This window comes from Nonomuraea sp. NPDC005501 (assembly GCF_040605905.1).
Classification (GTDB): Bacteria; Actinomycetota; Actinomycetes; order Streptosporangiales; family Streptosporangiaceae; genus Nonomuraea.
On sequence record NZ_JBEXDT010000008.1, the window covers coordinates 1 to 19,846 of the forward strand.

Here is a 19,846-nt window from a genome sequence, read left to right on the forward strand (position 1 = left end):
CGGCTGACCGGCGACGCGCCGCCGGAGCGGCTGACCGGCGACGCGCCGCCGGAACGGTTGCCGGGCCACGCGCCGCCGGAGCGGCTACCGGGCCACGCGCGCGGTGACGAAGCGGACCGGGACCTCGATGGCCAGCGACCCGCTCCCACCGCGTAGCCGATCGAGCCCCTCGACGAGCCGCTCGCGCAGATCCTCGCGCTGCGGGGCGGGCAGGTTCTGCCACAGCAGCCGCATGCCCTGGGTGTGGGACCACTCCACCCATCGCTCGGGCGACTCGGCGGTCATCAGCACCGGCTCGTCCAGCACCCGCACCTCGCCGTAGCCGGCGCCCTCCAGCGTCCTCGCCAGGTCGCCGGCGTCCTCCAGCCAGCTGTTGAAACGCCGTACGAGTGCCTCCGGCCGCCATTCCGGCGGCAGGTGATCCAGCAGCGCGGGCGGAATGAGCGGCGTGAACTCCGGCGGCAGGAACGGAAAAGTCCCGGCCCGGAAAACCGGGCTGGAGAATGCGATCCGGCCGCCGTCCGCCAGCAATTCCGTATATCGGGAAAGCGCTCCCGGAGCGTCGGGCAGGAAAATGATGCTGTAACCGCCCAGCAGCACGTCGAAAGCGCGGGCCGGCAGCTCCGGATTTTCCGCGTCCATCACCCGCGCCTCGATATTGGCCGCGCCCCGGGCGGCGATCTCCCTGTCCACCTCCGCGACCATGGCCGGGGCCAGGTCGATGCCCAGGGCGCGGCCGCGCGGACCCACCCGCTCCGCCGCGGGGAAGAGGCTGGCGCCCCTGCCGCACCCCACGTCGAGAACCCTCTCACCTGCGGCTGGAGCCGCCAGCTCGACGAGCCGGCGGCCCATCGGGGTGAAGAACTCCACCCCCATCCGGTCATAGCGCGCGGCGGAGTCGTCGAAGACCACCGCGACCTGTCGCTTGTACGCCGAGCTGTCCATAGGCCCTCCCGTCTGCACAATCACCAGTATTCGAGCGCCTCTGGAGAACGGGTCGAGAACGGGTTCACCCCCGCCCTTACCGCTTGTCCCGCGCACGGCCCCGAGCGAACAATCGAAGCGAGCAATCGAACGCGGACACTCACCCTTTCAGTGGAGCGCCGATGAGCAAGCAGATCGAAACGGTCCGCCGCATGGTGGCGGCGTACAACAGCGGCGAAACCGGTGACGTCGAGGAGTACATTCATCCGGAATATCTGAATCCCGGCGCGCTGGAGCACCATCCCGACGCGCGCGGCCCCGAGGCGTTCGCGGGCGCGGTCAAGTGGCTGAAGTACGCCTTCTCCGAGGACGCCCACCTGGAGGAGATCGGCTACGAGGAGAACGGCGAGTGGGTGCGCGCCCGCCTCGTGCTCTACGGCCGCCACGTCGGCGACCTCGTCGGGATGCCGCCCACCGGCCGCAGGTTCTCCGGTGAGCAGATCCACCTGATCCGGATCGTGGACGGCAAGATCCGCGACCACCGCGACTGGCCCGACTACCTCGGCACGTACCGGCAGCTCGACATGCCCTGGCCCGCGAACGGCGGCTGGCGTCCCTGATGGCCGGGCCCCGTGACGACGACGCGCTGTGGACGCTGATCCGCCTGGGCAGCCTGCACACCCCGATGGCCGTGCGCGTGGCGGCCACCCTCCGCCTGGTCGACCACATCCAGGCCGGCGCCACCAGCCCCCGTGAGCTGGCCGAGCGGACCGGCACGAACCCGGACGCGCTGGCCCGGCTGGCGCGCCACCTCGTCGCGGTCGGCGTGCTGGAGGAGCCGGAGCCCGGGAGGCTGGCGCCGACGGCGGTCGGCAGGGTCCTCGCCGACGACCATCCCGCCGCCCAGCGCGCCTGGCACGACCTCGGCGAGATCGTGGCCAGGGCCGACGTCGGCTTCACCCGGCTGCTGGACGCCGTCCGCACGGGCCGGCCCACGTACGCCGACGTCTACGGCAAGCCGTTCTACGACGACCTGGCCGCGCAGCCGCACCTGCGGGAGTCGTTCGAGACGCTGATGGCCTGCGACCAGCACGTCGCCTACGACGCGCCCACCGCCGCCTACGACTGGAGCGGCGTGCGCCACGTGTGCGACGTCGGCGGCGGCACGGGCGGGTTCGTGGCGGCCATCGCGCGGGCCGCGCCGCACCTGACCGCCACGGTCGTGGAGCTGCCCGGCACCGCGCAGGCCGCGCGCGACCACCTGGCGGCCGAGGGCCTGGCGGACCGGGCCGACGTGATCGAGGGCGACTTCTTCCAGCCGCTGCCCTGCAAGGCCGACGTCATGCTGCTGTCGTTCGTGCTGCTCAACTGGCCGGACGAGGAGGCCGCGCGGATCCTCGCCCGGTGCGCCGAGTCGCTGAACCCCGGCGGCCGGATCCTCGTCCACGAGCGCGACGACCTGGCCGAGAACTGCGGCAACGAGCGGTTCACCGAGCTGGACCTGCGGATGCTCGTGTTCCTCGGCGGGCGGCTGCGCACCCGCGACGACTGGGCCGGACTGGCCGCCCGCGCCGGGCTGGTCGTGGAGTCCGTGCGCCGCCTGCCCAACCCGACGATCCCCTTCGAGCTGTCCCTGCTCGTGCTCGCGCCGGCCCAGGAGGTCTCGTGACGGCCCGTGTCATCGCCAACGGCGACGTGTCCCTGTGGAGCGAGGACTTCGGCGACCCCGCCGCCCCGCCGCTGCTGCTCGTCGCCGGCGGCAACCTGTCGGCCAAGTCCTGGCCCGACACGTTCGTGGCGCGGCTCGCCGAGCGGGGGCACCACGTCATCCGGTACGACCACCGCGACACCGGCCGCTCCACCATGACCGACTTCCAGCGACGCCCGTACGGCTTCGACGAGCTCGTCTCCGACGCGCTGGCCGTGCTCGACGGGTGGGACGTCCCTGCCGCGCACGTCGTCGGCATGTCCCTGGGCCACACCATCGGGCAGCTGCTCGCCATCGACCACCCCGACCGGTTGCTGAGCCTCACGCTCATGCTCGGCGGCGCGCTCGACGTCGACTTCGACGCCAACATCGGGCGCGCCATGAGCGGCGGGCCGTCCGAGGACGGACTGCCGCTGCCCACGCGGCGCTTCCTGGAGGTCATCACCCTGATGTCGCAGCCGGTGGACGGGCCCGAGGCCGAGCTGGAGCGGCGGGTGGAGAAGTGGCGGCTGCTCAACGGCGAGGACCAGCCGTTCGACGCCGACGAGTTCCGCCGTCTGGAGCTGCGCGCCATCGCGCACGCGGGCGCCTTCCAGGAGCCGATCAACCACCACATGATCCCGCAGCCGCCGGTCTCGCGGGCCGCGGGGCTGGCCGGGGTGAGCGTGCCCACGCTGGCGATCCAGGCGATGCGCGACCCCGCCGCGCCGCCGCCGCACGCCCGGCACGTCGCCGACCTCATCCCCGGGGCGCAGGTCGTGGAGCTGGCCGGGATGGGACACGCGCTCACCTCGGCCGTCCATGAGCCGCTGGCCGCCGCGATCTGCTCGCACACCCTCCGTACGCCCCGTCGCGTCACGACCTGAGGAGCACCACGATGCCGACCACGCCGCAGACCACAGCCCCGACCCCGGTGCCGGCTCCAGCGTCGAGCCCCGCGCCGGACCCGCGGCCGGCCTCAGAGCCGGTCGCCGCGTCCGCGCCGGAGTCCTCGACCGTGACCCCCAGCGAGCTCGGCCGTCACCTGCTCACGATCCGCGGCTTCCACTTCGTGCTGGGCTCGCTGGGCGACCCGTACGCCCGGCTCCTGCGCGGCGAGGGCGACGACGCGGCGGCGCTCGGCGACGAGATCAGGGGCAAGGGCCCCCTCTACCGCAGCGACCTCGGCACGTGGGTGGTGGCCGGCGGTGAGGCGGCCGCCGAGCTGCTGCGCGACCCCCGCCTCGACGTCCGCCACCCGGGCGGTGACCGGGAGCATCTGGGCGAGAACCTGTGGGAGACCTGGCGCACCTGCCACGTCACGCCGATGGACGGCGCCCTGCTGACGCTGCCGCTGGCCGACTACCGGCGGCTCGACCGGGTCAACCGGCCCGTGCTGGGCCCGGTGGTGGCCGGGGCGTGGCGTGAGGACGTCCGGCGGGCCGCCGACCGGATCGCGGGCGGGCTCGGCGAGGCGTTCGACCTGGCCGGCGACCTGGTCGGGCCCGCGGTCGCCGAGTCCCTGACCCGCGTCCTCGGCCTGTCCTCACCCTCCCCCTCCCCGCAGGCCGGTGCGGTCGGTGCCGCCGGGCGGGAGGTGGCGGAGTTGCTGCCCAGGCTGGGCGTCGCGCTGGACGCCGTGCTGTGCCCGCCGCGGCTGCCCGTCGCCCACGACCTGGAGCAGGCCGTCGCCCGCGCCCGGGACCTCGTCCGGGACCTCGTGGCGGAGCGCGCGGCCGAGCCGGGGGACGACGCGGTGAGCGCGATGCTCGCCACCGGCCTGGGCCCGGCCGACGTGGCGGCGGTCTGCCTGCTGCACCTGGTGGCCGGAGCGGAGATCGCGGCGGCCGTCGCCGCCGACACGTTCGTGGCGCTGCTCGACCACCCCGGCCAGTGGGCGGCCGTGTGCCGGTCGCCGGAGCTCGCCGCGGACGCCGTCGAGGAGACGCTGCGCTGGTCGCCGCCGGTGCGGCTGGTCAGCAGGATCGCGCAGGAGCCGATCGCCCTGCACGGTCAGGAGATCGACGCCGACGGCCACGTCGTGATCGTCGTGGACGCCGCCAACCGCGACCTCGCCGGGCTCCCGGACCCGGACCGCTACGACCTCGCCCACGCGGGGGCGCCCCGCCTCTCCCTGACCGGCGGTGGATACGAGGAGCTGGTCGCGCCGCTGGCCCGCGTGGTCGCCACCGAGATCGTCCGCGTCGCCGCCGCCCGGTGGCCCGGCCTGCGCGCGGACGGAGCCGTCGTGCGCCGCATGCGCTCGCCCGTCGTACGGGCCGTGGTCAGGCTCCCCCTGTGCCGGTGAACTTCCCGTGCTGTCCGGAGACGTGCGCCGGTGAACGACCTGTGCCGTCCGGAGACCTGTGTCGTAAGGAGATTCGACGATGCGCGTGCTGGTCACGTCCTTCGCCATGGACGCCCACTTCAACGGCATGGTGCCGCTGGCCTGGGCGCTGCGCACCGCGGGGCACGAGGTCCGGGTGGCCAGCCAGCCCGCGCTGACCCCCAGCATCGCCCGGGCCGGGCTCACCGCCGTGCCCGTGGGCGACGACCATCAGGTGGAGCGGGCGATGGCCGCCGCCGCCCCCGGCGTGTTCACCCTGCACCAGAACCCCGACTACCTGGAGGGCCGGCCGGAGCTGCTCGACCTGGACTTCCTGGAGAGCTCCACCACCATGCTCACGGCGATGTTCTACGCCCAGATCAACAACGACTCGATGGTCGACGAGATGGTGGCCTTCGCCCGCTGGTGGCGGCCCGACCTCGTGATCTGGGAGCCCTTCACGTTCGCCGGGGCCGTCGCCGCCCACGTCACGGGCGCCGCGCACGCCCGCCTGCTGTGGGGGCCCGACCTGTTCCTCCAGGTGTACCAGCGCTTCCAGCGGCTCCTCGCGCCGCTGCCCGCCGACCGCAGGGACGACGCGGTGCGCGACTGGCTGACCTGGACGCTCGGCCGCTTCGGCGCCGAGTTCGCCCCCGAGGTGGTCACCGGCCAGTGGACCATCGACCAGATGCCCCCGAGCGTGCGCTTCGAGCTGGACCAGCCGCTCGTGCCGATGCGCTACATCCCCTACAACGGGCCGCTGCCCGCCGTGGTGCCCCCGTGGACGAGGATCGACCCGTACCGGCCGCGGGTGTGCGTCACCCAGGGCATGACCGAGCGCACGACCGGCTTCTCCGGGCTGGAGGCGGTCGCCGAGCTGCTGGAGTCGGTCGCCGAGCTGGACGTCGAGGTGATCGCGACCGTCAAGGCCGGCGAGCGGATGCGGCCGCTGCCCGGCAACGTCCGCGTGGTGGACAGCGTTCCGCTGCACGTGGTCCTGCCGACCTGCGACGCGGTCGTGCACCACGGCGGCGCCGGCACGTGGGCCGGCGCGGCGCTGTACGGGGTCCCGCAGCTCGCCCTCGCCTGGCAGTGGGACGACGTGTTCCGCGCGCTGCGCCTGGAGAAGCTCGGCGCCGGCATGTACCTCCCCCCGGGCCCCGCCCGCCGGCCGGGAGCGGTGCGGGACGGCCTGGCCCACCTGCTGGGCGACGCGTCGTTCCGCGACGGCGCGGCCCGGATCCGGGAGGAGATGCTCGACTGTCCCACCCCCAACGAGGTCGTGCCGACGCTGGAGGACCTGACCGCGGCGCACCGCGGCGTCCTGTCCGGCCCGGTGGCCGCGCGCCGATGAGCCGGGCGTACCCCGATCGGGCGGTCGGCGAGGAGGAGTTCCGCCGCGCGCTGGCCGGGCACGCGGCGGGGGTGGTGGTGGTCACCGCCTCGGTCGGGGGAGTCCCGGTCGGGGTGACGGCCACCTCCTTCTCCTCGGTCAGCCTGCGCCCGCCGCTCGTGTCGTTCTACATCGGCCGGTCCTCCTCCACCTGGCCGTGGCTGCGCGAGGCCGGTCGCTTCGCGGTCAACGTCCTGGCCGGGGACCAGGGGGAGACCGCGGCCCGCTTCGCCCGGGCCCGCGCCGACCGGTTCGCGCCGCCGACCCGGTGGAGCGCGGACGAGTTCGGCACGCCCCTGCTGGACGGCGCCACGGCTCAGCTGACCTGCACCCCGTACCGGACCGACGACATCGGCGACCACATCCTGGTCGTCGGCCTGGTGACCGGCACGTGGGTCGACGAGAAGGGCTGCCCGCTGCTCTACCACCAGGGACGCTTCGGGCGGTTCGTCCCGTGACCCCGGCCCGTGCCGTGGCGCCCGCCGGGCCGTGACACCGCGAGGCGCGCCCCGGCCGCGGCGGGGAGTCCTAGCAGATCCAGCCGGACTTGCGGGCGATGCGGATCGCGTCGATGCGGTTGCGGGCCTTCAGCTTGCTCACCACGACCGTCAGGTAGTTGCGTACGGTCCCCGGCGACAGGAAGAGCGCGCTCGCGATCTCCTTGATCTCGTCGCCCTCAGCGGCGAGCTGGAGCACCTCCAGCTCGCGGTCGGTGAGTGGGCATGCGGTGGAGCCCCACGCGACCAGCGCGAGATCCGCGTCGAAGACCCGGTAGCCCGCCGCCACCCGCCGGACGGCGTCGGCGAGCTGCTCGGGCGGCGAGGTCTTCAGCATCAGGCCGCCCACGCCCGCCGAGAGCGCCTGGCGCACGGTGGCCGGCCGGGCCAGGCTGCTGAGCAGCAGGGTGTCGCAGCCGGGCAGGGTCTCCTTGAGCTCCACGGCCGCCGCGAACCGGTCCTTCCAGCACAGGTCGGCGTCGATGACCGCGACGTGGGGCGCACCGCTCCGCGCGGTGGCCAGGATCTGCCTGCCGTCGGACACGGCGCCCACCACCTGGATGTCCGCCTCCTGGTTGAGCAGGGCGACCAGCGCGCCGCGCACCATGTCCATGTCCTCGGCGATGACGACGCGGATCGTCCCGTTTCCCGGCTCGGTGGAGGAGACCCGAGCGGGGAACGCCGCCTTCACTGGGGGAGATTGTCGTGACGGAACCGGGGCCGGATCGCCCTGGCCAGCGTCCGCAAGGTCGCGGCCAGCACGGATCTGGTCTGCTCCGGCTCGATGACCTCGTCCACGGACAGCCTTTCGGCCGGCAGGTGCGAGGCCATCACCTCGCGCTCGTAGCCCGCCACGAGGTCCGGGCGGACCCCCGGATTCTCGCGCAACTCACGCCGGTAGACGATGTCGACCGCTCCTTCCGCGCCCATCACTGCCATCTGCGCCCTCGGCCAGCAGAACACGGCGTCCGCTCCCAACGACTTGGAATTCATGACGATGTACGCGCCGCCGAACGCCTTGCGCAGCACCACGGTCAGCCGCGGCACGGTCGCCTCGGAGAACGCGTAAAGAAGTTTCGCGCCCTTGCGTATCACCCCATTTGTTTCCTGTTTGGTTCCGGGCAGAAAACCCGGGGTGTCCACCAGGGTCACCAACGGCAATCCGAACGCGTCGCAGAGCCGGACGAAACGCGCCCCTTTCTCGGAGGCGGAGATGTCCAGAACCCCCGCGAGAGCCATCGGCTGGTTCGCCACCACGCCGACCGGGCGGCCCTCGATCCGCGCGAATCCGATGACCAGGTTGCGCGCGAAACGCGGCTGGAGCTCGAGAAAACTGTCGGAGTCCACGATTCCCGTTATCACTTGCCGGACGTCATAGGGAGTGCGGGGGCTGTCCGGGAGGCGGGGCATCGGGCCCGCGGGCGCCGGGACGCCCATCGGGACCTCGTCCCAGCACGAGTCGGGCAGGTAGGACAGGACGCGGCGGGCCAGGTCCATGGCCTCCGCGGGGCCGGCGGCGACCAGGTGGGCGACGCCGGAGCGGCGGGTGTGCACCTCGCTGCCGCCGAGGTCGGCCGGGCTGACGTCCTCGAAGGTGACGGCCTTGACCACCTGGGGGCCGGTCAGGAACATGTGGGCGTTCTCGCGCAGCATGATGATCACATCGGTGAGCGCCGGGGAGTAGACCGCGCCGCCGGCGCACGCCCCGAGGATGAGGCTGAGCTGGGGGACCCGGCCGGAGAGCTGCACGTTGGCGCGGAAGATGGCGCCGTAGCCGTCGAGGGCCGCCAGGCCCTCCTGGATGCGGGCGCCCCCCGAGTCGAGCAGCCCGACCACGGGCATCCTGGCGCGCTCCGCCTGCCGGAGGACCGCCTCGATCTTGGCGGCGTGCATCTCGCCCAGCGAGCCGCCGAGCGCGGAGGGGTCCTGGGCGAACACGCCGATCGGCCGGCCGTCGATCGTGGCGTGCCCGGTCACGACGCCGTCACCGGCGGGCCGTCTGGCGTGCATGCCGAAGGCCGTGACCCTGTGCCGGGCCTGGCTGCCGAACTCCACGAAGGAGTCGGGGTCGGTCAGCGTGTCGATGCGGTGCCGGACGTCCGCGGGCCGGGTCCGCGACACCAAGGAGGACGAGGAAAGCGGAGGTCCAGTCATTGTCACTCCATTGTCTCGGTCGTTCCTTCTTTCCTGCCACACACGAAAGAAGACGATTCAACATTGAATCGTCCTCAGCTTTCTCTGATAGGCTAAATATGCTCTGTGTCCTTTGTCAACCCCAACCGGTAACGCGCAAGTGCTACGATGTAAGTGATCGCTTACTTAACGTGTGCAGCGCCTCATCGAAAATATCTGCGATGAGGCGCTGGAATGATGGGCGGCGACCGCCGGTCAGTGCGCGTTCTTGTTCCGGTACAGGCGGACGGCGAGCGGCGCGAACACGACGGTGATGATCAGCGAGGTGATCAGCGCCCACATCACGTCCCAGAACCCGGCCGTGCCGTGCATGAGGGTCCGGGACGCGGTCGCGGCGTGGCTCATCGGGTTGATCCGCACCAGCACCTGCATCCACGACGGCATGGTCTCCGGCTGCACGAAGATGTTGCTCATGAACAGCAGCGGATAGATCACGATCATGCTGGTGCCGGAGACCCGCTCGGGGACGCTCGCCACCACGCCGATCGCGGCGAAGATCCAGCTCACGCTGAACGCGAACACGATCAGCACGGCCATGGCCGCGAGCACGCCGAGGATGCCGCCGCCCGGCCGGAAGCCGAGCGCCAGGCCCAGCCCGATGGTCATGGTCAGCGCGATCACGTAGCGCAGCACGTCGCCGACGAGGTTGCCGGCGATGGCGGCGGGCTGCCAGAACGGCAGCGTGCGGAAACGGTCGAAGACGCCCTTGTTGATGTCGGTGTTGATCGCGGTGCCGGTGTAGACCGTCATGAGGATCACGCTCTGCACCGCGATGCCCGGCAGGAAGAACTGCAGGTAGCGGCCGGGGGAGCCGGCGAAGGCGCCGCCGAACAGGTAGGTGAACAGCAGCAGGAAGATCGCCGGCAGCAGGATGATGTCGATGAGCTGGGCGGGGAAGTGCTTGAACGCCATCAGCCCGCGCCACAGATGGGTGGTCGTCGCGGCCAGCGCGCTCGCCTTCGGCGGCCGGTCGTGCGTGGACACGGCCGAGATCACCCGGTCGTCCACGCGTTCGATCGACGAGGTCATGCGGCATCCTCCTCATCGGCCGCGGCGGCGGACTGGTCGTCGGCCTTGTGGCCGGTGAGCGTCAGGAAGACCTCGTCGAGGCTCGGCCGGGTCATGGAGAACTCCGCCGGCTCGACGGCGGCGCCGGTCAGCGCGCTCAGCGCCTGGACCACCCGGGAGCTGTCCTCCACCCGGGCCGACAGCTCGGCGTGGTCGCCCTCCATGTGCACGGGGACGCCCAGCTCGCGCACGAGCAGCTCCTCCGCCTTGCCCCGTAGGCCGGGGTCGCGCAGCCGGACGTGCAGGGCGACCTGGCCGACCGACGCCTTGAGCTCGTCGGTGGTGCCCTCGGCGATGACCTTGCCCTGGTCGACGACCGCGATGCGGTCGGCCAGCTCGTCGGCCTCGTCGAGGTACTGGGTGGTGAGCAGGATCGTGGTGCCGCCGGCCAGCAGCGCCCGGACGATCTCCCACACCTGGTTGCGGCTGCGCGGGTCGAGGCCGGTGGTGGGCTCGTCCAGGAAGATCAGGTCAGGGGTGACGACGATGCTGGCCGCGATGTCCAGCCGCCGCCGCATGCCGCCGGAGTACGTGCTGACCAGCCGCCCGGCCGCGTGGACCAGGCCGAAGGCGTCCAGCAGCTCGGTGGCCCGCTCCCTGGCCTTCGGCCAGGAGTAGCCCTGGAGCCTGCCCATCAGGACGAGGTTCTCCATCCCGGTCAGCGCGTCGTCCACCGAGGCGTACTGCCCCGTCACGCTGATGCGGCGGCGCACCGCGTCGGACTCGCGCACCACGTCGTGGCCGAACACCGTGGCCTTGCCCCCGTCGGGGCGCAGCAGCGTGGCCAGCATGCGGATCAGCGTCGACTTCCCGGCGCCGTTGGGCCCGAGGACGCTGTAGACGATCCCGGGGGGCACGCGCAGATCGATCCCGTCGACGGCCTTCGTCTGCCCGTACATTTTCCGCAGATCGGAAGTCTCTATCGCGAGTGTGGGTGGGGAGCTCATCGTGGGCTCCCGTCGTTCCCGCCGTTTTTCCTCATGGCCAGGACGATAACCAGCAGCGCGGTCACCTCCTGACCGCATTGGCCGCGGAGCGGGAAATTGTCCAGCCGTTCTCAGTGATTACTTGATTCGCGCCTCGGACCATGAAATTCCGCACGAGTCAAGGAGACCCCAGTGATGGAACCGGACGTTGACGTGGTGATCGTCGGTGGCGCGCTCGGCGGGCTGTCCACGGCGATGTTCCTCGCCCGGCGCGGCGTGCGCGTGCTGCTGGCCGAGCGGCACGAGGGCACCTCGATCTACCCCAAGGCGGCCGGCCAGAACCCGCGCACCATGGAGCTGCTGCGCATCGGCGGCATAGCCGGCGAGGTCATGGCGGCCACCGACATCCGCGGCCGGCAGGGCGACTTCACCGTCAGGGTGGCCGAGACCGTGGGCGGCCGGACGCTGCGCACCTTCGCCGAGAGCTTCGAGGAGCTGGTGGGCGCCACCGAGGACTGCACGCCCATGCCGTGGGCCCTGGCCTCCCAGGACCGGGTCGAGCCGATCATGCTGGCTCAGGCGGAGAAGCACGGCGCCGACATCCGCTTCGGCACGGAGCTGACGGACTTCGCCCAGGACGACGACGGCGTCACGGTACGCCTGCGCACCGTGGCGGGCGGCGCGGAGACCACGGTCCGCGGCCGCTACCTCGTGGCGGCCGACGGCCCGCGCAGCGAGGTCCGGGAACGGCTCGGCATCCCGCGGCACGGCCACGGCTCGCTGGCCCACTTCGTCGGCATCATCTTCGAGGCCGACCTGTCCGCGGTGCTGCCCCCCGGCTCCACCGGCTGGTACTACCTGCAGAACCCCGCCTTCACCGGCACGTTCGGCCCGACCGACCGCCCGGACCGGCACACCTTCTACGTCCGGTACGACCCGGAGCACGGCGAGCGCCCCGAGGACTTCCCGCCGCGGCGCTGCGAGGAGCTCATCCGCCTGGCGGTGAACGCGCCGGACCTGCGGCTGCGGCTGCTCGACGTGCAGACGTGGGAGATGGCCGCCTACATCGCCGACCGCTGGCGCGACGGCCGGATCCTGCTCGTGGGGGACGCGGCCAAGGTCACCCCGCCGACCGGCGGGATGGGCGGCAACACCGCCATAGGCGACGGGTTCGACGTGGCGTGGAAGCTCGCCGCCGTGGTGGCCGGCGAGGCGGGGGAGGGCCTGCTGGACAGCTACGGCCTCGAACGCGCGCAGGTCGCCTGGCTGGTGGTGGACGAGTCGCTCGGCATCTACGCCGAGCGCATGGCCCCGCACCTGGCCGGCGTCCTGCCGCGCGGGCGCGGGACCGCCGAGGTGCTCATGGGGTTCCGCTACCGCTCCGGCGCGGTGGTCGCCGAGGACGACGACCCGGAGCCGGTCGAGAACCCGTTGCGCCCCACGGGCCGCCCCGGCTTCCGCGCCCCGCACGTCTGGGTGGAGCGCGACGGAGCCCGCGTGTCCACGATCGAGCTGTACGGGGACGGCTGGGTGCTGATCGCCGGGCCCGAGGGCGGCGCGTGGGCCTCGGCCGCCGCCGGGGCCGCCCGCGACCTGGGCGTCCGCCTGGACGTCCACACGCTGGGTCGCGACCTGCGTGATCCCACGGGCCGGCTGATGAGCGCCTACGGGCTCGGCCCGGCCGGCGCCAGCCTGGTCCGCCCCGACGGCGTGGTCGCCTGGCGGGCGGAAGGCGAGCCCGCGGAAGGCCGGCCCGAGGGAGGCGAGCCCGCGGAAGCCGGGCGGGCGGGAGTGACGCCTGGCGGGCCGGCGGGCCACGACGCCGCCTTCCGCGCCGTCCTGAACCAGGTGCTGGCCAGGGTGCCGGCGAGGAGCGCACATGGCTGAGCCGGTCACCGCGCCGTCACCAGGGAACCGGCGGAACCGGCTGGACCGGCTGCACCGACGGGACGGGCTGCGCCGACGGGACCGGCTGGGCCGGAGAGGACGGCGTCACCGCCCGGCCGAGCCTGCCGGACAGCTCCCGGACGTACTCCCTCAGCTCGGGCGGCTCGTGCACCTCGAACTCGACGTCGAACATGCCGATGGTCAGGGCCAGCCACTGCAGCGAGTCGGCCGCGGTGCGCAGCATGCAGGTCCGGTCGTCCACGACCGTGAGGACGCCGTCGCTCGGCCGGATGCGCTCGGCGATCACCGAGACCGGGGCGTGCAGGGTGACCAGCGCGCGGTGGCGGGCCAGCGACGAGGTGATGGCCTCGGTGACGTAGGCGGCGACGTCCTCCGAGGGCAGCTCGCGCGGCTTGAAGCGCTCGCCCGTCGCGTACGGCGAGGACAGCCGGTCCACGCGGAACGTGCGCCAGTCCTCCCGCTTGAGGTCCCAGCACATCAGGTACCACTTCCTGGTGACGTACACCAGCCGGTACGGCTCGACGTGCCGGTTGCTCTCGGCGCCCTCGCGCGTGCTGTAGCCGAAGCGGAGCCGCTCGCGGTCGCGGCACGCCTGGGCGAGCACGGTGAGGAACTCGGGGTCGACGGTCGGGCCCGTCGCGACGACGGGGACCGTGTAGGTCTGCAGGGCGTTCACCCGCCTGCGCAGGTGGCCGGGCAGCACCTGCTCCAGCTTGGCCAGCGCGCGCACGGAGGTCTCCTCGATGTCGGCGACCGTGCCGCCGGCCGCCGTGCGCAGGCTGATCGCGATCGCGACCGCCTCCTCCCCGTCGAGCAGCAGCGGCGGCAGGGCGGTGCCCGCCTCCAGCCGGTAGCCGCCGTGCGCCCCTGGCGTGGCGTGCACCGGGTAGCCGAGCTCGCGGAGCCGGTCGATGTCCCTGCGCAGGGTGCGCGGGCTTATCTCCAGCCGCTCGGACAGCTCGGGACCCGACCAGTTCCGGCAGTTCTGCAGCAACGACAGCAGGCGGAGCATGCGCAACGGCGTGTTGGCCATGCCCGCATCGTGTCACGCGACGCGGCCACCTTATGGCCGCATTGTCAAATCATGTCAAGGAGTCCGAGGAGAGATATGGACCTTTTCCATCGGTACGAATGGCGACCCTTCATGCCTTTCCTGGACGACCACGTGGAGGAAGGACGCATTCCGTGAAGGGGCTCGTGCTGGCCGGGGGGTCCGGCACCAGACTGCGCCCGATCACCCACACCTCCGCCAAACAGCTCGTTCCCGTGGCCAACAAACCCGTCCTCTTCTACTGCCTGGAGGCCGTCGCCGCCGCCGGCGTCACCGAGATCGGCATCATCGTGGGGGAGACCCACGCCGAGATCGAGGCGGCCGTCGGCGACGGCTCGCGCTTCGGCGTCGAGGTGACCTACCTCCACCAGCACGCGCCGCTCGGGCTGGCCCACGCGGTGCTCATCGCCCGCGACTACCTGGGCGACGACGACTTCGTCATGTACCTGGGGGACAACTTCCTCCTCGGCGGCATCGGCGACATCGTCGGCCGGTTCACCCGTAACCGGCCGTCGGCGCAGATCATGCTCACCCGGGTCGGCGACCCACGGCAGTTCGGCGTCGCCGAGCTCGACGGCTCGGGCCGGGTGATCGGCCTGGAGGAGAAGCCGCGCGAGCCGAAGAGCGACCTGGCGCTGGTCGGCGTCTACCTGTTCACCCCGGACATCCACGAGGTCGTGGCCGACCTCAAGCCGTCGGCGCGCGGCGAGCTGGAGATCAGCGACGCGATCCAGCGGCTCATCGACGACGGGCGGCGGGTCGAGTCGCTGGTCGTCTCCGGCTACTGGAAGGACACCGGCAACGTCACGGACATGCTGGAGGTCAACCGGCTGGTGCTGGAGTCGCTGGAGGCCCGCACGGACGGGCGGGTGGACGGGGACAGCGAGCTGATCGGCCGCGTCGTCATCGAGGACGGGGCCGTGGTGGAGCGCTCGCGGGTCCTCGGCCCGGCCATCATCGGCGCGGGCTCGCTGGTGTCGGGCAGCTATGTCGGGCCGTTCACCTCGATCTCCCACGACTGCGCGATCGTGGACAGCGAGATCGAGTACTCGATCGTGCTGCCGCGCTCGTCGATCACCGGCGTGTCGAGGGTCGAGGGGTCCCTGATCGGCCACGACGTGCAGGTGACGCCCGCGTCCGGCGCCCCGCGGGCGCACCGCCTCGTGCTCGGCGACCACAGCAGAGTCCGGATGAGCTCATGACCTTCTCCCGGGTCCTGGTCGCCGGCGGCGCGGGGTTCATCGGCTCGGCGTTCGCCCGGACGGCGGCCGGTGACGGCGCCGAGGTGACGGTCCTCGACAAGCTGACCTACGCGGGCAACCCCGCCAACCTGGCGGGCGTGCCGCACACGTTCGTGCGCGGCGACATCTGCGACGCCGCGCTGCTGGCGGCGGTCGTGCCCGGCCACGACCTGGTCGTCAACTTCGCCGCCGAGTCGCACGTGGACCGCTCGATCGCGGACGCGGGGGAGTTCGCGCGCACCAACGTGCTGGGCGCGCAGACGCTCCTCCAGGCGTGCCTGGACGCGCGTACGCCCCGGGTGGTGCACGTCTCCACCGACGAGGTGTACGGCTCGATCGAGACCGGCTCCTGGGACGAGGGCGCCCCGCTCGCGCCCCGGTCGCCGTACGCGGCCTCGAAGGCGGGCGGCGACCTGATGGCCCGCGCCTACGCCGTCACCCACGGCCTGCCCGTCTGCGTCACCCGGTGCGGCAACAACTACGGCCCTCGCCAGTACCCCGAGAAGGTCGTCCCGCTGTTCGTCACCCGGCTGCTGGGCGGGGGCAAGGTCCCCCTGTACGGCGACGGCGGCAACGTCCGCGACTGGATCCACGTGGACGACCACTGCGCGGCCGTCCGGCTGGTGGCCGAGGCCGGCGAGCCCGGCGAGGTGTACCACGTCGCCGGGACGGCCGAGCTGACCAACCGGGAGCTGACCGGGCGGCTGCTGGCCGCCTGCGGCGCCGGCTGGGACAGGGTCGAGTTCGTGGCGGACCGCAAGGGTCACGACCGGCGCTACTCCCTCGACGACACCAGGCTCAGGTCGCTGGGCTTCGCCCCGAAGATCGACTTCGAGACGGGGCTGGCGGAGACCGTCCGCTGGTACGCCGCCCACCCCGGCTGGTGGTCCTGACCTCCCCTCCCCCCCACACCGATGAGGAGTTCCGTGGACGACAACACCCGCACCGCCCCCGGCCCGTGGCCGGAGCCCGTGACCGTCGACAAGGCCGACCCGCGCTACCCGGACCTGGTGGGCCGGGGGGTCAACGCCCGCTTCCCCGCCGCTCCGGCCGCGATCGGCCTGCCCGCCACGGCCGGCCAGGTGGTCCGGCTGGTCCAGGACGCCGTGGACACGGGCCGGCGGCTGGCCGTACGCAGCGGAGGGCACTGCTTCGAGTCGCTCGTCGACCACCCCGAGGTGGACGTGGTGATCGACCTGTCGGAGATGAAGGCCGTCGGCTTCGACCCGGAGACGCGGGCCTTCGCCGTCGAGCCGGGCGCGAGCCTGGGCGCCCTGTACCGGACGCTCTTCCTCGGCTGGGGCGTCACCGTCCCGGCCGGCCGCTGCCCGGAGATCGGCGTGGGCGGCCACGTGCCCGGCGGCGGTGGCGGCGCGCTGTCCCGCCGGTACGGCCTGTCCGTGGACCACCTCTACGGCGTGCAGGTCGTGGTCGCGGACGGCTCCGGCCGGGCCCGGCTCGTGACCGCGACCAGGGAGCCCGGCGACCCGAACCGGGACCTGTGGTGGGCGCACACCGGCGGCGGCGCCGGCGCCTTCGGGATCGTCACCCGCTACCTGTTCCGCTCCGAGGAGGCCGAGGGGCGCAGGGTGCTCCCGCCGGCGCCGGCCGCCGTCACGAAGAAGACCGTCCGCTGGTCGTGGGACGACCTCGACGAGACCCGCTTCGTGGCGCTGGTCCGCGCGTTCGGCCGGTGGCACGAGCGCAACAGCGCCCCCGGCGACCCGGGCGCCCAGCTCGACAACAGCCTCACCCTGCCCCGGGCCGGCGGGGGCGAGATCACCCTGGAGACGGCCGTGGACGCCGGCCGCCCGGACGCCGCCGAGCAGGCCGACGCCCTCATCGCCGAGGTCTGCCGGGCCGCCGGGACGACGCCCGAGGTGGCGGCCGACACGCGGCCCTTCCTGGCGGCCACTCTCGTGCCCGACGAGTTCGCCGGGGTGAAGGGCCGGTTCAAGTCCAAGGCGGCGTTCCTGCGCGCCTGCTGGGACGAGGACGCCGTCGCGCGGCTGTACCGCCGGCTCACCGACCGGTCCGGCTACCACCACCCGGCCGCGGCGTTCTACCTGCTCTCCCACGGCGGCGCGATCAACGCGGTGGGGGAGGGGGAGACGGCCATGGCCCATCGCGACGCCGTGCTCAAGGCGTACGGGTCGGTGTTCTGGTGGGACGAGCGCGAGGACGACGTCCACCTGGGCTGGATCCGCGAGACCTACCACGAGCTGTTCGCCGACGCCGGCGGCGTGCCCGACCCGGGCCGCGGGTACGGCGGCGCGTTCGTCAACTACGCCGACGCCGACTTCACCGACCCGGAGCTGAACCGCAGCGGGGTCCCGTGGCACCGCCTGTACTTCCGCGGCAACTACGCGCGGCTGCAGGAGGTCAAGGGCCGCTGGGACCCGCGCGAGGTGTTCCGGCACGCGCTGTCGGTGCGCCCGCCCGGCGCGTAGCGGACGGCAGGACGCCGGGCGGCCCGCTGCCGCCCGGCGTCCCGGCCCCGAGAAGGCCCTGAGTGAGAAAGGCCCTGAGGTCAGAGGATGCGCACGCTCGGCACGTACACGATCCACCGGCCGCCCTGCGCGGTGAACTCCGCCTCCCTGGCCACGATCTCCTCGGTGTGGTTCCAGGCGAACAGCACCGCGTAGTCCGGGTACGGCCGGCCGAACTCCGCCGCGGACCGGATCGGGATGTGCGAGCCCGGCATCAGCCGGCCGATCTTGGCGGGCGTCGTGTCGTAGACGCAGGGCAGCAGGTCCGCGCCGATGCCCGCGTAGTTGAGCACCGTGGCGCTCTTGGCCGTCGCCCCGTAGCCGGCCACGCGGGCCCCGCGCTCGCGCAGGTCGCGCAGCAGCGCGACGAGGTCGTCGCAGATCCGGTCGATGCCGGCGCCGAGCCCCTTCAGCGTGTCGAGGTCGTGCAGCCCGCGCCGGGCCTCCTCGGAGATCAGCGCCTCCACCTCGGGCGCGGGCGGCCTGGCCCCGGCGCGGGCGATGGTGTAGCGCACCTCCCCGCCGTGCACCGGCAGCCGCTTCACGCCGACCAGCTCGAAGCCGAACCGCCGCGCCACGTCCCGCACCGACGTCGCGGTGAACAGGTAGAAGTGCTCGTCGTAGATCTGGTCGAAGGTGTGGCGCTCGACGATGTCGCCCAGGTACGGGTCCTCGAACACGAACACCCCGTCCGGCGCGAGCAGGGCGTCGACGCCGCGGAAGACCGAGTCGAGGTAGGGGATGTGGCAGATCGTGTTGGCCGCGTAGATGACGTCCGCGCGGCCCTCCTCGGCGGCGATCTGGGCCGCGGTCGACTCCTCGAAGAAGTCGGTCCGTACCCGCACACCGTCCTTCCTGGCCAGCTCGGCGACGCCACCGGACGGCTCGACCCCGAGGTGGCGCACCCCCGCGTCCTTGACCACGCCGAGCATGACGCCGTCGTTCGACCCGATCTCCACGCAGAACGGGTCCGGACCGGTCAGCTCGGCGGCGAGCAGGTCGCGCGCGGTCTGGGCGAAGTGCTCGCGCATGCGCTGCGAGCCCGAGGAGTGGTACGGGTAGTCGTAGTTGAACATCCGCTCCCGGGGCACCTCCTCCAGGAGCTGCACCATGGAGCACGACGCGCACGCTCCCACGGCCAGCTGGAAGTAGTACGCGCCGGCGACGTCCTCCTCGGCGCGGAAGTCGTCGGACAGCGGCTGCCTGCCGAAGTCGAAGAACTTCCTGACCTGGCCACCACAGATACGGCATCTGGTCACATCGGGCTCTTTCTACTCGGCGAAGATGGCGACCGCGCGGGCCCAGCCCGCCCCGGCGCCGGTGATCTTGATGGGGAAGCACGCGACCTGGAAGCCGTACGGCCGCTCCAGCGCGTCCAGGTTGGCCAGCCGTTCGATCTGGCAGTACTCCCGGCTGCGGCCGATGACGTGCGCCGGCCACAGCACGGAGCGGTCGCCGCCGGCCCGGTAGCGGGCGATCACGTCTCCGAACGGCGCGTCCAGGCTGAACGCGTCGGTCCCGATGACCCGCACCCCGTGGTCCAGCAGGAGATGGACGCCGGGACCGTCCAGCCCGGTGAACTCGGTGAAGTAGCGGGGGGTGCCCGCCCACGCCGACGCGCCGGTGTTCAGCAGCACGATGTCGCCCGGCGCGGGCCGCCGCCCCGCCCGCTCCATGGCCTTCTCCAGCTCGGCCACGCCGGCCACCGACGTCTCGCAGCCGGTCAGGTCGAGCAGCAGCCCCGGGCCGTAGAACCACTCCAGCGGCAGCTCGTGGACGTCGCGCGGCCTGCCGTCGCCGTAGGCCGCGCGCGACCCGTAGTGGGAGGGGGCGTCCACGTGCGTGCCCGTGTGCGAGGTGAGCTTGATCCGGTCGAGCGACAGGAACTCCCCGTCGGGCAGCTCGGCCGGGTCGAAGTGCACGCCGAAGTGCTCCTTCATCTCCTCGGCCATGTGCGCGGCCCCCTCCGCGGGGGTGAGGATCTCGTGCTCGACCGGATCCGGTTCCCACGCCGCCGCGTCCACCGCGCTGCTGATGTCGACCAACCGCACCGATGCCTCCCTGCCGCCTGTCCCGCCGCCCATGAGCGGCCCGTCCCGCGGACCAGCGGGATCGTCGTCTACGAGCACACCGGCGGACCCTG

General features: G+C 72.7%; 18 protein-coding genes. 10 read left to right on the forward strand and 8 right to left on the reverse strand.

The window, feature by feature from the left end:
• Positions 1-84: 84 nt before the first annotated feature.
• Positions 85-945, reverse strand: a complete 861-nt coding sequence (locus ABZS51_RS06895) for a methyltransferase domain-containing protein (protein ID WP_355437224.1) — start codon at positions 943-945, stop codon at positions 85-87.
• Positions 946-1,106: 161 nt separating this feature from the next.
• Between ABZS51_RS06895 and ABZS51_RS06900 the strand changes: the two genes are divergently transcribed.
• From ABZS51_RS06900 to ABZS51_RS06925, 6 genes are all read left to right on the forward strand, one after another.
• A complete protein-coding gene (locus ABZS51_RS06900) occupies positions 1,107-1,544 on the forward strand; it encodes an ester cyclase (protein ID WP_355437226.1) in 438 nt (145 codons plus the stop codon).
• Positions 1,544-2,593 carry a methyltransferase gene (locus ABZS51_RS06905; RefSeq protein ID WP_310711876.1) on the forward strand — a complete coding sequence of 350 codons (1,050 nt, stop codon included), beginning with the start codon at positions 1,544-1,546 and terminating at the stop codon, positions 2,591-2,593. The genes ABZS51_RS06900 and ABZS51_RS06905 overlap by 1 nt, the downstream gene beginning before the upstream one ends.
• The gene (locus ABZS51_RS06910) at positions 2,590-3,498 is read left to right on the forward strand and encodes an alpha/beta fold hydrolase (protein WP_355437228.1); all 909 of its coding nucleotides are present in this window, start codon (positions 2,590-2,592) and stop codon (positions 3,496-3,498) included. Before ABZS51_RS06905 ends, ABZS51_RS06910 begins: the two co-directional genes overlap by 4 nt.
• A 131-nt stretch (positions 3,499-3,629) precedes the next feature.
• On the forward strand, positions 3,630-4,919 hold the full coding sequence (locus ABZS51_RS06915) for a P450-derived glycosyltransferase activator (RefSeq protein ID WP_355437230.1): 1,290 nt from the start codon (positions 3,630-3,632) through the stop codon (positions 4,917-4,919).
• Between the two features lie 79 nt (positions 4,920-4,998).
• A complete protein-coding gene (locus tag ABZS51_RS06920; RefSeq protein WP_355437232.1) occupies positions 4,999-6,291 on the forward strand; it encodes an activator-dependent family glycosyltransferase in 1,293 nt (430 codons plus the stop codon).
• Positions 6,288-6,788, forward strand: a complete 501-nt coding sequence (locus ABZS51_RS06925; RefSeq protein ID WP_355437234.1) for a flavin reductase family protein — start codon at positions 6,288-6,290, stop codon at positions 6,786-6,788. The genes ABZS51_RS06920 and ABZS51_RS06925 overlap by 4 nt, the downstream gene beginning before the upstream one ends.
• Before the next feature lie 70 nt (positions 6,789-6,858).
• Here the strand turns inward: ABZS51_RS06925 and ABZS51_RS06930 are convergent, their stop codons facing one another.
• The 4 genes from ABZS51_RS06930 to ABZS51_RS06945 all read right to left on the reverse strand — a co-directional run bounded on the left by ABZS51_RS06930 (position 6,859) and on the right by ABZS51_RS06945 (position 10,987).
• Positions 6,859-7,518 (reverse strand): response regulator transcription factor, encoded by a 660-nt coding sequence (locus ABZS51_RS06930; protein ID WP_310711870.1) that lies wholly within the window; start codon positions 7,516-7,518, stop codon positions 6,859-6,861.
• Positions 7,515-8,981, reverse strand: coding sequence for an acyl-CoA carboxylase subunit beta (locus ABZS51_RS06935; protein ID WP_310711869.1), 1,467 nt, complete (start codon positions 8,979-8,981; stop codon positions 7,515-7,517). The genes ABZS51_RS06930 and ABZS51_RS06935 overlap by 4 nt, the downstream gene beginning before the upstream one ends.
• A 234-nt stretch (positions 8,982-9,215) precedes the next feature.
• Positions 9,216-10,049 carry an ABC transporter permease gene (locus ABZS51_RS06940; protein ID WP_310711868.1) on the reverse strand — a complete coding sequence of 278 codons (834 nt, stop codon included), beginning with the start codon at positions 10,047-10,049 and terminating at the stop codon, positions 9,216-9,218.
• Complete coding sequence (locus tag ABZS51_RS06945) at positions 10,046-10,987, reverse strand: ATP-binding cassette domain-containing protein (RefSeq protein ID WP_310711867.1); 942 nt, start codon at positions 10,985-10,987, stop codon at positions 10,046-10,048. The genes ABZS51_RS06940 and ABZS51_RS06945 overlap by 4 nt, the downstream gene beginning before the upstream one ends.
• 222 nt (positions 10,988-11,209) lie before the next feature.
• Here ABZS51_RS06945 and rdmE point away from each other — a divergent pair, with 222 nt between their 5' ends.
• Complete coding sequence (gene rdmE, locus ABZS51_RS06950) at positions 11,210-12,901, forward strand: aklavinone 12-hydroxylase RdmE (RefSeq protein WP_355437237.1); 1,692 nt, start codon at positions 11,210-11,212, stop codon at positions 12,899-12,901.
• 16 nt (positions 12,902-12,917) lie between these two features.
• Here the strand turns inward: rdmE and ABZS51_RS06955 are convergent, their stop codons facing one another.
• Positions 12,918-13,955 carry a YafY family protein gene (locus ABZS51_RS06955; RefSeq protein ID WP_355437239.1) on the reverse strand — a complete coding sequence of 346 codons (1,038 nt, stop codon included), beginning with the start codon at positions 13,953-13,955 and terminating at the stop codon, positions 12,918-12,920.
• A gap of 152 nt (positions 13,956-14,107) precedes the next feature.
• Here ABZS51_RS06955 and ABZS51_RS06960 point away from each other — a divergent pair, with 152 nt between their 5' ends.
• The 3 genes from ABZS51_RS06960 to ABZS51_RS06970 are packed head-to-tail and all read left to right on the forward strand — an operon-like array spanning position 14,108 to position 17,664.
• Entirely contained in the window at positions 14,108-15,175 is a 1,068-nt protein-coding gene (locus tag ABZS51_RS06960; RefSeq protein WP_310711864.1) for a glucose-1-phosphate thymidylyltransferase, read from the forward strand.
• A complete protein-coding gene (gene rfbB, locus ABZS51_RS06965; RefSeq protein ID WP_355437242.1) occupies positions 15,172-16,107 on the forward strand; it encodes a dTDP-glucose 4,6-dehydratase in 936 nt (311 codons plus the stop codon). The genes ABZS51_RS06960 and rfbB overlap by 4 nt, the downstream gene beginning before the upstream one ends.
• Positions 16,108-16,140: 33 nt before the next feature.
• Positions 16,141-17,664 (forward strand): FAD-binding oxidoreductase, encoded by a 1,524-nt coding sequence (locus ABZS51_RS06970; RefSeq protein WP_355437244.1) that lies wholly within the window; start codon positions 16,141-16,143, stop codon positions 17,662-17,664.
• Positions 17,665-17,744: 80 nt separating this feature from the next.
• Here the strand turns inward: ABZS51_RS06970 and ABZS51_RS06975 are convergent, their stop codons facing one another.
• Both ABZS51_RS06975 and ABZS51_RS06980 read right to left on the reverse strand, forming a co-directional pair.
• Positions 17,745-18,962, reverse strand: a complete 1,218-nt coding sequence (locus tag ABZS51_RS06975; RefSeq protein ID WP_355437246.1) for a class I SAM-dependent methyltransferase — start codon at positions 18,960-18,962, stop codon at positions 17,745-17,747.
• 12 nt (positions 18,963-18,974) lie between these two features.
• The gene (locus tag ABZS51_RS06980; protein ID WP_310711860.1) at positions 18,975-19,754 is read right to left on the reverse strand and encodes a cyclase family protein; all 780 of its coding nucleotides are present in this window, start codon (positions 19,752-19,754) and stop codon (positions 18,975-18,977) included.
• Between the last annotated feature and the right edge of the window lie 92 nt (positions 19,755-19,846).